10 protein-coding genes are annotated in these 13,229 nt (G+C 41.4%); 3 read left to right on the top strand and 7 right to left on the bottom strand.

The window, feature by feature from the left end; translation table 11 throughout:
• Nucleotides 1-59: 59 nt before the first annotated feature.
• The 7 genes from B4C08_RS01130 to B4C08_RS01100 form a co-directional block, all read right to left on the bottom strand.
• A complete protein-coding gene (locus tag B4C08_RS01130; RefSeq protein ID WP_295800696.1) occupies nucleotides 60-266 on the bottom strand; it encodes a helix-turn-helix domain-containing protein in 207 nt (68 codons plus the stop codon).
• Nucleotides 267-278: 12 nt separating this feature from the next.
• Entirely contained in the window at nucleotides 279-854 is a 576-nt protein-coding gene (locus tag B4C08_RS01125) for a hypothetical protein (RefSeq protein WP_296662215.1), read from the bottom strand.
• A 101-nt stretch (nucleotides 855-955) separates the two neighbouring features.
• Nucleotides 956-3,064 (bottom strand): methyl-accepting chemotaxis protein, encoded by a 2,109-nt coding sequence (locus B4C08_RS01120; protein ID WP_296662214.1) that lies wholly within the window; start codon nucleotides 3,062-3,064, stop codon nucleotides 956-958.
• Nucleotides 3,065-3,211: 147 nt separating this feature from the next.
• Nucleotides 3,212-4,306: a hypothetical protein gene (locus B4C08_RS01115; RefSeq protein ID WP_296662213.1), complete on the bottom strand. Its 1,095-nt coding sequence runs from the start codon at nucleotides 4,304-4,306 to the stop codon at nucleotides 3,212-3,214.
• Nucleotides 4,282-5,511 (bottom strand): tRNA uracil 4-sulfurtransferase ThiI, encoded by a 1,230-nt coding sequence (thiI, locus tag B4C08_RS01110; protein ID WP_296662212.1) that lies wholly within the window; start codon nucleotides 5,509-5,511, stop codon nucleotides 4,282-4,284. The genes B4C08_RS01115 and thiI overlap by 25 nt, the downstream gene beginning before the upstream one ends.
• A gap of 9 nt (nucleotides 5,512-5,520) precedes the next feature.
• Nucleotides 5,521-7,395 (bottom strand): hypothetical protein, encoded by a 1,875-nt coding sequence (locus tag B4C08_RS01105; RefSeq protein WP_296662211.1) that lies wholly within the window; start codon nucleotides 7,393-7,395, stop codon nucleotides 5,521-5,523.
• 19 nt (nucleotides 7,396-7,414) lie between these two features.
• Entirely contained in the window at nucleotides 7,415-9,106 is a 1,692-nt protein-coding gene (locus B4C08_RS01100) for a hypothetical protein (RefSeq protein ID WP_296662210.1), read from the bottom strand.
• A gap of 60 nt (nucleotides 9,107-9,166) precedes the next feature.
• On the opposite strand from B4C08_RS01100, the gene B4C08_RS01095 reads away from it, so the two are divergent.
• The 3 genes from B4C08_RS01095 to priA are packed head-to-tail and all read left to right on the top strand — an operon-like array spanning nucleotide 9,167 to nucleotide 13,207.
• On the top strand, nucleotides 9,167-10,393 hold the full coding sequence (locus tag B4C08_RS01095; RefSeq protein WP_296662209.1) for a glycosyltransferase: 1,227 nt from the start codon (nucleotides 9,167-9,169) through the stop codon (nucleotides 10,391-10,393).
• The gene (locus B4C08_RS01090; protein WP_296662208.1) at nucleotides 10,390-11,208 is read left to right on the top strand and encodes a uracil-DNA glycosylase; all 819 of its coding nucleotides are present in this window, start codon (nucleotides 10,390-10,392) and stop codon (nucleotides 11,206-11,208) included. Before B4C08_RS01095 ends, B4C08_RS01090 begins: the two co-directional genes overlap by 4 nt.
• Nucleotides 11,198-13,207 carry a replication restart helicase PriA gene (gene priA / locus B4C08_RS01085; protein WP_296662207.1) on the top strand — a complete coding sequence of 670 codons (2,010 nt, stop codon included), beginning with the start codon at nucleotides 11,198-11,200 and terminating at the stop codon, nucleotides 13,205-13,207. Before B4C08_RS01090 ends, priA begins: the two co-directional genes overlap by 11 nt.
• Nucleotides 13,208-13,229: the final 22 nt, after the last annotated feature.

The following is a 13,229-nucleotide window of genomic DNA, read 5'->3' as shown; positions in this document are numbered from 1 at the left end:
AGATTTTCGGGTCAAGCCCGAAAATGACAAAAAGGATACTTTTGGGACATTCCCGACATTTATTCCTCGTACTTTAAGATGTCTCCGGGCTGGCAATGGAGTATGCGGCACAAGGCTTCAAGTGTAGAAAAGCGTACTGCCGTTACTCTGTTGTTTTTTATCTTTGAAAGGTTTACGTTTGTTATTCCGACTTTTTCAGCTAAGTCATTCAATGAAATTTTCCGCTCAACCATTATGCGGTCAAGATGCAATACAATGTTTCCCATAATACTCCGCCCCTATATAAGCCCTTCGACTTCTTCTTCAAGTTTTATTCCGTAGGCAAAAATGCGCGAAAAGCAAATCATTGCAATTCCCATGGCGATTCCTACAATCTGAACGCTGGTCTCGCAAAAGTCTGAGCCAAGAGAAATGCGGGCAATAAGGCTCAAGACAAGTCCAGTCATAGGAATCATTATGCTAAAAATACCGATTTCCCGGACCATTCTGACAACATCTTTTTGAAACGGAGTTTTTCCCTTGGTGAACCAAGTGCGCCCTTCGCAAGTTTTGATTATAAGATAAATGTTTCTGAAAATCATTGCCATACAAAGCATTGTAAAGATTCCAGCGAACGTAAAAATTCTGACTGCGCCCAAAATAGGCTCTCCATTCGGAGCTTCAATCATAATCTGAAATCCGTTTGTGGCGATTGTGCCATTATCAATGTTGGCAAGAAGAAAAGATGCAAGAAGATGTGGACGTGCAAAAGAAAGAACTGCGGAAATGACCATGAGAGCGGAACACACAAAGAAAACAATTTCAAAGAACTTTGAAATTGTTTTTGCAAGCATATTAAAATTTTTACTGGACATAAAAAAGCTCCTATAGAATATATCCTACAGGAGCCTTAATAGTTTGTCAATAAATTTTTATCGTATTATAACAACAACAATATGTTTTACGATAACTTTTATTATACTTTGAAGCGGTCAATCTGATCTGCAATATTCGAAATAGAGCCTTTTACTTTTGAAGAAATCTCGCTCAAGGCTGCTCCAGTTTCGTTTATCTTCTTTGCGCCAATCGCCATTTCGTCCATGCTTTCTTTCATAACCATTGTGGCATCCTGAAGCCGTTTTACTTCCTCAAGGATTGCCTGGTTTCCGGCAGACATTTCAGAAGATGCGTTGCGTACTTCAGAAGAACTGTCGTTCATGGAATGAAGAGCTTCGTTTATCTGCTTAGAGCCTTCTGTCTGCTCTTCCATTGCCGATTTTATCTGAACAACAAGCTGGTCTGTGTCCTTGATTTTTTTGGAAACACTTTCAAATGCCGAGCTTGATTCTGCGGAAGAAGCAACAACTTCATCGATAGACTCGCGGATATTGTTAAGCTGGTCGCCGATTGTCTTTGACTGAGAAGTAGAAGTTTCAGAAAGCTTGCGGATTTCGTCTGCAACAACACTGAATCCTTTTCCGGCTTCACCTGCGTGGGCAGCTTCGATTGCGGCGTTCATGGCAAGAAGATTTGTCTGACTTGCAATTGAAGAAATCGCAGCGTTTGCCTCCTGAAGCATTGCGGACTGCTTTTCAATTTTTTCTATCTGCTCGTTTACAATCTGCTGCTTAGAGAAACCGTTCTGCGCGTCAGACTGAAGCTCGCTGAATGAAGAAGCCATTTTATCAACTGATTGATTTACAGAAGAAATATTTCCAATCATCTGCTCAACAGCGGCAGAAGCCTGGCTTACACCTGCTGTCTGGTTTTCAATCATTCTTTCAAGTGAAGAAATATTTGAAGCGATTTCGTTTACAGCGCCTGCGGTTTCTTCGACACTTGAGCTTTGGCTTACAATCTGATTTCTTACGCTGTCGATGTTTGCAAGAATCTGTGTGATTGCTCCAGCCGTGTTCTGCGTGCTTTCTTCAAGAACTTCTCCTGCGCTAGAAAGCTCATTTTTAGAAGTTTTTACATCAGAAATAATTTCCTGCAATTTGCCTACAAATTTATTGAATCCTTTTACAACAAATCCGATTTCGTTGTTGGAATTTATTTCAATTCTTTGTGTAAGGTCAGCGTTGCCGGAAGCAATTTTTGTTATTGCCCCGTCAAGAGTATTCAAAGGCTTTATTGCACGGTACATAAGGAAGCCTGCTATGCTTACAAGAAGAATCGCGCTTATAAGAGAAAGCAAAGCCATCTTCCCCATCATTGAAGAAATTGTAGAATAAATTTCTTTCTGCTGAATCGAAACTGCCATTGACCATGAAGTGCCTCCTACCGGCGTGAAGCTGATAAATTCCAGCTCATCATAAATTCCTTTTAGCCAGGCGTGTCCTGTTTCGCGGCTGACCATTCGCTTGGCAAGTTCTCCCATATCCTCGTGCCCTTCCGAATAGCCTGTAAGGAAGTTGCGCTTGTTTATCCAGTCTCTGTTCGGGTGAGAAATGACAGTTCCGTCGTCGGCAAGAACAAACGCATATCCTGTGTTTCCAACTTTTATATTGCTGATGATTTCGCCTAAATTTTTTGACTGCATTACGCCCGAAATAAGACCGATATTCTTTCCGTTGCGTACAATCGCGCGTGTTACGTGAATTACAGACTGCCCAGTTGTTCTTGAAACCACTGGATCATCGATGAATTTTGTTTTTCCATCCTGCATTATCGCCTTAAAATACGGACGGTCGGAAATATCGATGCGTTTTCCAGTGTCTGTATAGGCAATTCCATCAGAACCTGCAAGCATTATGTAATCGAACTCTGATATGCGGTGATCTTCCTGAGAAACAAGCCATTGGCGCATTTGGTCAAAAGTTCCTTCTAGGGCCATATCCGAATTCACATAGAAATTCATAGCGTAGAAATAGGCGTCAATCTTTTCTGAAATTACCTGCGAATAAGCAGCTGCAACAACCCCATAGTCATTTGCCGAATCCTCAAGCTGAGACTTTTTTGTGATTTCTCCTGTTACAATAATCTGCAGGGCATTAAAACATACAATTGAAATGCCTACAAAAAGAACAAGCCGGAACACAAGGCTCTTGCGTTTTTCGGTATTTGACGAAGCATTTTCTCCCATAATAATAAAGTCCTCCTTAAAAATACAAACCACTAAAAACTTCAAGCTTTTAGTGGTTCTTAACAATACACTTGTTCTAAATTATATAACAAAATCTTCATCTGTCAACTTTTTTTACAAGTACCCCCCCCCGTCTAATAAAAAAAATTATTTTCCTAAATCAAGGATGCGGCGGTTCCAGTCTTTTGGAGGATCTTCTATTATGCTCCAGTCAAAGTCAAGAATTCCGTGCGGAGGAAAAAGCGGCTTAGGAGGCGGAGGATTTTTGGAAAGATTTTCAGCAAGAATTTCTTCAAGAGTTTTTCCAGTTTCAAGCGTTAAATAAGGCTCGCCGAATGCGCAGATTGTTGAAAAAACATTTTCGTTCGGAACTTGAATTCCATTTAAGTCATTTGAAGCATTTATCTTTAAGACTGAATTAAAAGTGCAATCAGCCGGAAAAGAAGAAATTTTTTTCACGCTGCGGATTTTTGTCCTGCGCCCTGTAACGCAAGTAAAAATTTGACCGGCAACAACAAGATGCTTTGGCACAGAATATTCAGTTCCTTCTTCAGAAAAAAGAGCCTGAGCTGAACTGTCGTATTCCATGTCGGTTTTCCAGTAGCGGATTTGGTAAACTGCTGAATCCGTGGCAAAATAAGACAAAAGTTCCTTGCTTGAAATAGGCGGACTTATTAAAATTCCAGAAGCGTTTCCAGAATCTTTCCAAAATCCAGAAAGTCCTGCTTCTCCGCTTTGCCTTACAACGAATTTTAGAAAAAGCTTGTCGCCAATTACAGCAACAGGAACATTGTAAATTTCTTTTCTATTCGGATATTTTATTTCAAGATTCCAGGCGCCGGACGTAATTCCGTTTGCATAAAGAAGCGAGCCGTCATCTTGCAAAACGCCCTTTCCGTCTGAACGCAAAAAAAGCTCGTCCACAAGCGGAACATATTTTATGCTGATTTCCTGCGCCGGATTTTTTGAAGTTGTGTTGTTTACATCGCGCGGATTTTTCTCTGAATAAATTCTACTTTCTGCCGCGCGGTCATCATACCAAGTGTAGAAAGTTCTAAGCACAGCTTGAGGAATCGCTCCGCCATCATCAGAAACATAGCCTGAATCAAAGACAAAATATCGGCTGGAATTTTTCCACACACCTTTTAAAAGCTGCGGAACTTCATTTTTTTCTTCCTGCGAAAAAACTTTGAGTGAGAAAAGTAAAAAAACAAATGTTAGGAATTTTCTTCTAAAGCCCATTTTTCCCCGATAACGTCTCTTATTGAGTATCGGAAAATCTGACGCTCATCAAAAGACTTTTGAATGAGAGAATCAATTTCCATGGAATCGTAAATTTTCTTTGCTTCTTCTATAGTTGCGCGCAAAACAGGATGCTTGGGGCTAAACAAAACACAGCAGTCTTCATACGGAAGAATTGAAGTTTCGTAAGTTCCAATGAAATTCGCCGTGTCCATAATTTCTTCTTTGTCCAAGCCAATCAGCGGACGGACTAAAGGCTTTTCTGCAAAGCTTTCTGTAACTGCAAGATTTTCAATTGTCTGGCTTGCAACCTGCCCCAAACTTTCGCCTGTAATTATGCAGTCGCAGTTAATCCGCTCGGCAAGCATATTGGCAGCTTTCATCATGCAAAGGCGGAGCATCAATGTTGAGTAGGCTTCCGGCGCTTTTTGTTTTATTTTCATCTGAACTTCAGTAAATGAAATCACATTAAGATGAGTGTCGTTTCCGTACTGCGCGATAATTTTTGCAAGGTCTTGAACTTTCTGCTGGGCTTCCTGCGAAGTATATGGATAAGAATGAAAATAAACGCATTCAACTTTCATTCCGCGGCGCATCATTCTGTAGCCCGCAACCGGACTGTCAATTCCGCCAGAAAGAAGCAAAAGACCTTTTCCGCTCACGCCGACAGGAAGACCGCGGCAAGTTTTTTTCTGGGCGCAGTAAACATAGCATTTTTCGCGCACTTCAATATTAATGGAAACATCCGGCTTGTGCACATCAACATCAAGTGTCCCATCGTCAAAAAGAACTCCGGCAACTTCTGTGGCAATCTCGTAGGAATTAAGCGGAAAATCTTTGTCTTCACGGCGCGCTTCAATTTTAAAAGTCTTTGCTCCGTTTGACTTTGCAACTTCTCCTTCTTTTCTAACGGCAGTTTTTATAGCTTCAAGATTTTTTTCAACAGCCTGAACTTTTGCCCAGCCGGTGATTCCAATCAAATGGTCAAGCGCGTATTCAACTGCGTCGCAAGAATTTTTTGTGCAGCAAACGTAAAGACGGCCCGAAAGAAGTTTTACTTTTGCCTCGACAGTTTCCAAAGCAAGCCGGATATTGCACAAAAGCTGCTTTTCAAACACACGGATATTTCCGCCTTTAAGTGTAAGCTCGCCAAGTTTTCCAAGATAGGTTTCTGTATAAAAATTTGTGTCGATTTCAGTTTTCATTTTTAGCCGTTAAAATCTTATTGTTACGCCAAAGTTAAAGAAAAGATTCAGTTTGTTTGTAAGCTGGTCAACCCAAGCACCTTTAAAGCTATCTACAATTGCAATTGCTTCAGCTGAGTCCAAATCATATTTTTCTCCGTCTTTGACTTTACGGAATCCAACAATTTCGCCAGTTCCGCCTCCGTTTCCGTCATCATCTTTTTCATAAACTGGAATTATATCTTCATTTCCGCCTGGAAACATCTGGTTTGCAACACCATAATTGTGAATGTATTCAAATGTGCATCCGGCATTCAGCGAAACGCGAGTCCCTTTTTTGGTAGGCTTAAAATCGTACTTTACATTCAATGAAGACTGGAGCGTAAACTGAACGTGCTTTTGGTTCAGCCAGTTCATGGAATCCCAAGCAGAAGAAACGTGGTTTCCGGAATTTGAATCGTTGGCGGCGAACATTGAATGAGTGTAAACAGAGCCGTCTGTGGAATAAACATCCTTGTCCGCTAAAAGATAAATCATGGCTTCTTCTGTGTCTAAAGTTTCGCAGACATTTCCGTGGCGAGAGTAAGTTGTTCCCATTGACAAAGTGAGTTGCTTAAAAGGCTTTAAGTCAACGGAAAATTTTACAGCGTCTGAGTTCGGTTCATACTGCGAGCCAATCAAAACACCAGCATTTGTGCAGTTCTGGTAGTTTATTGTCGAATCAGAAATTGAAGCCAAACTGTCGCTGTCGTACTGCCAGTGGCTGTAAGTGTATGGAAGTACAAAAGTGTAGTTAAAATCCAGCCGGTCAAGAAATGAATTTTCTGGAGTGTAGATAAGTCCAGTTTTTACAGCAAGTCTGTACTTTGAGTCGAAATTCAATTTAAAGAAATCTTCCGCCGGAAAGTCATCGCACATTATGTCTGTTTCCCACAAAACTCCTGGAGCAGGCTTTATGTCAATTAAAAGTCCCATCGCAAGATTGTCGCTAGCACCTCCAATTCCCTGGGCAACCATATAAGGAACTGGCAAAATATACGAGAGGTCAAGGCGTTTTCCGTAGACTGCGCTTTCATAAAATGAAACTTTCAAAAAATCAAAAGGCTCATAGCCCACCGCATGGAAAGCCATTACTTTATCTGGGGCTAAAGTTGAAAGATCACCGTCATAAGATGAAGTTGCGCCAATCATGGAAAGTTCCTGAACATAAGAAAGCTTGTCATGCAAATATGTTAGCGAAATGTTTCCAGAATGGTAGCTTGTGTCATTAAGAGAAAGCCCTTCATTTATAAACGCTGAATATCCGCTCCTGTAAATTCCACCCTGAACAAAAAGATTTTTATAGCCAAGCGCAACAATGCTGTTAACGTCAAGATACATTTCAATCGGACCGACTTCTGTAGCGTCAAAAATAGAATCGTGGAACGAATTTGAATACTGCGGCATAAAATCTGTGTCTGTCGCATTTGAAACCGCAAATCCCGCGCCATATCCAAGCGAAACAAAATCTTCTTTAAATCCCAAGTCGCCTTTTATTGCAGGATAAAGGGCAAGCATTTTTGAAGTGCTGTAAGACTGCTTTTCGTCCTTTTCTTCCATTTCGCGCTTAATGAAAAAATCAGTTTCAAAAGTTATGTGGTAAGGCTTGCCGACTACACGCTCATAAATTTCAGTTGCAATTTCCTTGTCTTTTTCGCAGCCATTTTCAATTACTTCCTGAAGAATCGACTTTACGTTTGCAAGCGGATAAGGACGGATTGGAGGCACATTTGAAACAAGCCCGCGGTTTTCCCAGATTAAAGCGTATTTATAAAATTCATCAGACGGGTCAACAGAAACTTGAGAAAAACAAAAAGCTCCAGCAAAAACAAAAACAGCGGCAACAAAAAGTTTTTTTAACTTCATTAATATTTCCTTCAATTGATTACAAAATTTTTATATTTGCAGCAAAAGCAACTTCAAATCCGTTTTCATTTCTGCCGCTTTCATTGCCATAATTTATAATAAACGTATATGACGGCTGAAGCACAAAAGTTATATTTTCCTTAGGGCTGAAAGTTCCGCGCAAAGAAACAACATTTACATATTCGTTAGTTCCAGACGGCGTAGAAGCTTTCTGGCGTTTTTTTGCCTCGTCGCTTCCTTGAGAATCTGAATCCGGAAAAATCCAGTTCTCGCGGTTTGCTTTACCTTCTTCGCTGTCATCGATTATGTATTCATTTCCTTCGTGCCAGTCAATATTCTTGAAAATTTTTGTGCCGGAATTTTTTCCGCAAGCCTTTAAAAGATAAGACGCTCCCAAAGACCATTTTGCAGGTTTTTCGTATTCAATGCTCAGTTTGCCGGAAATTGTGTCAGGACCAAATGGCGTTCCAAGCCATTCATAGAAAACATATTTTGTGTCGCCAAGATTTTCGCGGTAGTTGCGCACCATGCTCCAGTCCGGACTTTCCTTTATGTACATATATGCGTCTGTGTAAGTTCCTTCAAGCCAAAAGTGAAAGTATCCATCATTACAAGGAACAAAAGATTCGATTCCTCCCTGAAAAGCAAGCCCGTTCGGCGTTGTATCGTCTTTAAAGTTTGAAGTTTCGTATGCAGTCTGAAACTGTGTCATTGCAAATTCGCCGTACAACCTCAAAAATTTTACAGGCGTGTAGGCAAGTTTTAATGCAAAATAATCGCACGTGTTGCTTTCGTTGCTTCCGTAGTCGCGCCAAGCTGCAAATCCATGGAAAATTGTCCAAGGATTCAGATAGCGAAGTTCCATTGGCGCAAAAACAAGCAAAGATTCCCTTGCGGTAAACTGAAGTTTTTTAAAAAAGCGGAAATTGATTTCATGCGAATAAAGATATTTGTCCACATTGAACTGATTCACGTTCATGGAATATCTGAAATTCGGCGTGTAAAATCCAAGTTCCAAATAGCTGGAGCCAGTGAAATATCTGCTTTGCGCAATGCTTCCTGTCAATGAACGTGTAAAATCAGAAGCTCCTCTTCCAATCTGAAAAGTCAAAGCCGCGTTTTCTGTAAAATTATGGCTTGTGCTGAAATATCCTGTATCCGGGAAATTTATGTCGATTTCATCAGCCGCAAGTGGAACGCTCAAAAAATTGTCGTTGTCTTCTTTTGTATTTTTATTCAGCGCAAGTTTTCCTTCAAACATCATTGTAAAGTAATCCGCGCCTTCAATTTTTACAGGAACATAAAGAAAGTCGCCCTTATCGTAACGTCCGTAGTTCCATTCCAAATCATCATTCTGCTTGTAATAGCCTTCCGCATTGAGTTCAAGCTCAAAGCCAAGTTTTATTAAATCTGGCCCGAACTGAAAAGATTCCTGCAAGCAATAATTTTTTATTCTGTCATATTGAATTTTGCCGGCAGAACTCAAAGAGCTGTATTCGGCTTCATCAAGGAAAAAAAGAATTTCTCCAACACTCAAAGGCGAACGGTCGGTAAAATCAAGAGTGCCCTGCTCCATTGCAACAGCGGTAAGAGCGTCATAAATCCAATGCCCGCTTTTTACAAGTTCATTTTTTCCGCGCGCAAAAGAAAAAAACGGCACAGAAAGTAAAATAATCCAAAGAAATTTTTTAAATGAACTTAAAATTTTCATAGAAAACAATTTTACTTGATTCTTGCAGAAAGTACAAGTATAGAGTAAAATCGACAGAATATGAAAATCGCGATGTTTACAGACGCATATTTTCCGCGCATAAATGGAGTTACAGTTTCAGTTCATTCTTTTGCGGAAGGACTTTGCAAGCTTGGGCACGAAGTCTGTGTTGTCTGCCTTGAATATACAGAAGAACAGCAAAAAAGCTCTTTCTTTGACGAAAAATCAAATGACGAAAAATCTCCGTTTAAAATTTTAAGAATTCCGTCTGCCGCAATTGCATTTTCAAAAGAAGACAGAATGATGCGGCTGGACAAATGGCATCTAGTAAAAAAATCCATGGACGAATTTCAGCCGGACGTAATTCACATTAACTCAGAATGGACGGTCGGATATTTCGGTGCAATCTATTGCCGCCACCGCCACGTTCCTTTTGTGTTCACTTTCCACACGCTTTGGGAAGACTATCTTGCAAACTACGTAAGCTTTATGCCTGCGAGCGGACTAAAAAAAATCGGAATGGAAGTTGTGCGCTTCTACTTAAAACGAGCCGACGTGATTATAGCTCCTACAAAACGAATCGCTGAAGTCGTAGAAAGATACGGAATAAAACGCAAAGCAAATATTCTTCCAACAGGAATTCCCGACAGCAAGCTTGAATACAGCGAAAAAAAGTCAAAGGCAGTTTACGCAACGCTTTTTAAAAAGTTTCCGGAATTAAAAGGAAAAAAAATTCTGCTTTTTGTGGGACGCATTGTAAAGGAAAAAAATCTTCCGTTTCTTTTTGATGTCTTGGAAAAAGTGCAGAAATCTCAGCCAGACACAGCGCTTTTGTTTGTGGGTGGCGGACCTTACCTGAACGAGCTGAAAGAATCCGCAAAATCACGTGGGCTTGAAAAGTCAGTTTTCTTTACAGGATATATCGACGGAAACGACCTCATTTACTTTTACAAGCTGGCTTGCGTCTTTACATTTCCGAGCAAAACAGAAACGCAAGGGCTTGTTACAGTCGAAGCGATGCTTTCCGCGCTGCCAGTTGTCGCAATCGGTGAAATGGGAACTGTGGACGTAATGCAGGGAGACAACGGCGGCTTTATGGTAAAAGATGATGTGGAAGAATTTTCAAATAAGACGCTAAAGCTTTTGCAAAACGCTTCTCTTCACAAAGAAAAATCAGAGCAAGCCTTGAAATGGGGAAATAAATGGAAAATTTCTTCTCTTACACCAAAGCTCCTTGAATGCTACCAAAAAGCAATCGACATCTGCAAAAAAAGGGAAAGCAAGTGACGGCGGAAGAAAAAAGCAAAGTCTACAATTTTCTAAAAACAGCCTCTTCCTGGAGCTACGGCTACCCGTCGCCAACTTTTAAAGAAGAGCCAGCATTTGAAGACGACATAGAAATTACAGAAGAACATGAAGAAACAAAAGCGCAAGAGCAAGTTCAGACGCAAATTTCTCAAATTCCTGCAGAGCAAAACTCAGCTGAAAAAGTTCCATCTCAAGGCGCAACACTTGAATCAATCGCAGCAAAAATCGCTTTGTGCAAAAACTGCGTTCTGTGCAAGGCAAGGACAAACACAGTTCCGGGCGAAGGCGTTGAAAATCCTTATGTAATGGTAATAGGCGAAGGTCCGGGCGAAGACGAAGACAAAACAGGACGTCCGTTCGTTGGAAAAGCAGGACAACTTCTTGACAAAATGCTTGCGGCGATTTCACTGGGGCGCACAACAAACTGCTACATTGCAAACATCGTAAAATGCCGCCCGCCAATGAACAGAACGCCAATGCCAGATGAAGCCAATGCATGTTCAGGCTATCTTCAGGCGCAAATTCACATTTTAAAGCCAAAGTACATTCTTGCAATGGGACGCACGGCAGTTCAAAATCTTTTGGATACACAGCAAGGAATAAATTCGCTCCGCGGAAAGTGGCTTGAATACAGCCTAGGCGAAACAAAAATACCATTGCTTGCAACTTACCATCCAAGCGCACTTTTAAGAAACGAAAGCCTCAAGCGTCCTGCTTGGGAAGACTTAAAAATTTTCAAAGCCCGCATCTTAAAAGAAATTCCGAACTACGCAGAAAAATTCTATGCAGAATGATTCATCCGCCCCGAATTCAACATACATCGATGTAATCCTTAACGTTCCGCTGAACCAAACTTTTACCTACAGAATTCCAGAAGGCACACAAGACATTGGAAATCCGTTTGGACTGCGCGTGGAAGTGAAATTTGGAAACAGAAAAACTTCTGGCTTTGTTGCCGCCGTCCACAAAACTTTGCCACAAAACTGCGCCGTTCCAGAAGAAAAAATCCGCACGGCAATACGCTACATAGATCAGACTCCGCTTTTAACAAAAGAACTTTTGGAGCTTGCAGAATTTATGAGCGACTACTACATTGCTTCAATCGGGGAATGCGTGTTTGCAATGATTCCTTCAGGCAAGCGCGAAACTGAAATTCCAGGCCTTTCTTTTTCGGAAGACGAGTCTGGATTTGAAAGAAAAGAACTAAGCGAAGAGCAGAAAACAGCCGTAAACGGAATTCTTTCTTCAACTGAAAAATTCCACTATCTTTACGGAACAACAGGAAGCGGCAAAACAGAAGTCTTTTTAAGCGCGGCGGAAAAAATCATGGAATCAGGCAAAGGTGTAATTTATCTTGTGCCTGAAATCGGACTTACGCCGCAAGTTGTAAAAGCTGTACAAAAAAGATTCGGAAGCACAGTCGCAGTCCTTCATTCCGCGCTCACACCAAGCCAGCGTCTCGGAGAATGGAAGCGAATTTTAAGCAGGGAAGCACGGATTGTCGTAGGAGCAAGAAGCGCAGTTTTTGCTCCAGTTCCACAGCTGGGGCTTATAATAATTGACGAGGAGCACGACTCATCATACAAGTCAGGTTCATCCCCGCGATACCACGCAAGACAGATTGCAATGCTTAGATGCAGAAGAAATTCCATTCCGCTTGTAATGGGAAGCGCGACTCCTTCTGTTGAATCCTGGCACTCAATGCAAAACGGTTCAATCATCAGGCACACGCTCACAAAAAGACTTGCAGGAGGAGAAAAGCCCAAAATCAGCTGCGTAAACCTAAGCCTTGAAGCCGACAAGGAAAGCTGCATTTCAAAACCGCTTCAAAATGAAATTCAGTCAGCCCTTTCAGAAAAAAAACAGACAATTCTGTTCCTGAACCGCCGGGGATTCACGCATTTTTTTAGATGCTCAAGCTGCGGATATGAACTAAAGTGCAAAAACTGCTCGGTTTCAATGACATACCACAAAAGCGAAAACCGCCTAAGATGCCACTACTGCGGATATTCTCTTCCACCGCCACAACAATGCCCAAAATGCGGTTCGCTTGACATAGGATATTCAGGATTCGGAACTGAATACATCGAGGCAGAAGTAAAGGCAAAGTTTCCAAACGCAAAAGTAGTGCGCATAGACACAGACTCGCTTCACCACAAAGGGGAACTTCAGGAAAAACTTGATTCATTTAGAAAAGGTGAATATGACATTCTGCTTGGAACTCAAATGGTTGCAAAAGGCTTGAATTTCCCGAACTTAAAGCTTGCAGGAGTTGTCCTTGCAGACACAGCTCTACATTTGCCGGATTTTCGTGCGCAGGAAAAGACATTCGCTCTTATAACGCAGGTTGCAGGCAGAGCAGGAAGATTTTTCCCAGGCGGAAAAGTTATTGTGCAAAGCTACAGCCCTGACCGAGATGCAATAAACTATGCCGTAAAAGGACTTACAGAAGAATTCTATAAGAATGAGCTTGAAGCGCGCCAAATTCTAAACTTTCCGCCTTATTCACGACTTTTGCGCCTTGTGTTCCGTTCACAGAAACCAGACGCAGCCCAAAATGCAGCCCAAAGCGCGTATAACATCCTATACAAGTGCCGTCCGCAGGGAGTCGATATTCTTGGTCCTGCTGAATGTCCGCTTGAAATGGTAAACGGAAGCCATCGCCATCAAATTCTTCTGCGCTCAAAGCAAATCCGACCGCTTCAGGAAATGGCAAAAAAACTCGTGTGGGGATTTAAGCCTCCAAAGGATGTCTACATAGAAACAGACACCGATCCCGTAACTCTTCTCTAATAGCCTTAATTTCGAGTTTTAT

This window comes from Treponema sp. UBA753 (assembly GCF_002297325.1).
Lineage (GTDB): Bacteria > Spirochaetota > Spirochaetia > Treponematales > Treponemataceae > Treponema_D.
Note: the sequence above shows the minus strand (reverse complement) of the source record. Positions and strands in the feature narration are given on the sequence as shown.

Excerpts from the sequence above, each read along its gene's own strand:
- thiI (WP_296662212.1), bottom strand. The coding sequence starts at position 5,511 with ATGAAAACTGAAATCGACACAAATTTTTATACAGAAACCTATCTTGGA.
- B4C08_RS01095 (WP_296662209.1), top strand. The coding sequence starts at position 9,167 with ATGAAAATCGCGATGTTTACAGACGCATATTTTCCGCGCATAAATGGA.
- priA (WP_296662207.1), top strand. The coding sequence starts at position 11,198 with ATGCAGAATGATTCATCCGCCCCGAATTCAACATACATCGATGTAATC.
- B4C08_RS01115 (WP_296662213.1), bottom strand. The coding sequence starts at position 4,306 with ATGGGCTTTAGAAGAAAATTCCTAACATTTGTTTTTTTACTTTTCTCA.
- B4C08_RS01105 (WP_296662211.1), bottom strand. The coding sequence starts at position 7,395 with ATGAAGTTAAAAAAACTTTTTGTTGCCGCTGTTTTTGTTTTTGCTGGA.
- B4C08_RS01125 (WP_296662215.1), bottom strand. The coding sequence starts at position 854 with ATGTCCAGTAAAAATTTTAATATGCTTGCAAAAACAATTTCAAAGTTC.
- B4C08_RS01130 (WP_295800696.1), bottom strand. The coding sequence starts at position 266 with ATGGGAAACATTGTATTGCATCTTGACCGCATAATGGTTGAGCGGAAA.
- B4C08_RS01100 (WP_296662210.1), bottom strand. The coding sequence starts at position 9,106 with ATGAAAATTTTAAGTTCATTTAAAAAATTTCTTTGGATTATTTTACTT.
- B4C08_RS01120 (WP_296662214.1), bottom strand. The coding sequence starts at position 3,064 with ATGGGAGAAAATGCTTCGTCAAATACCGAAAAACGCAAGAGCCTTGTG.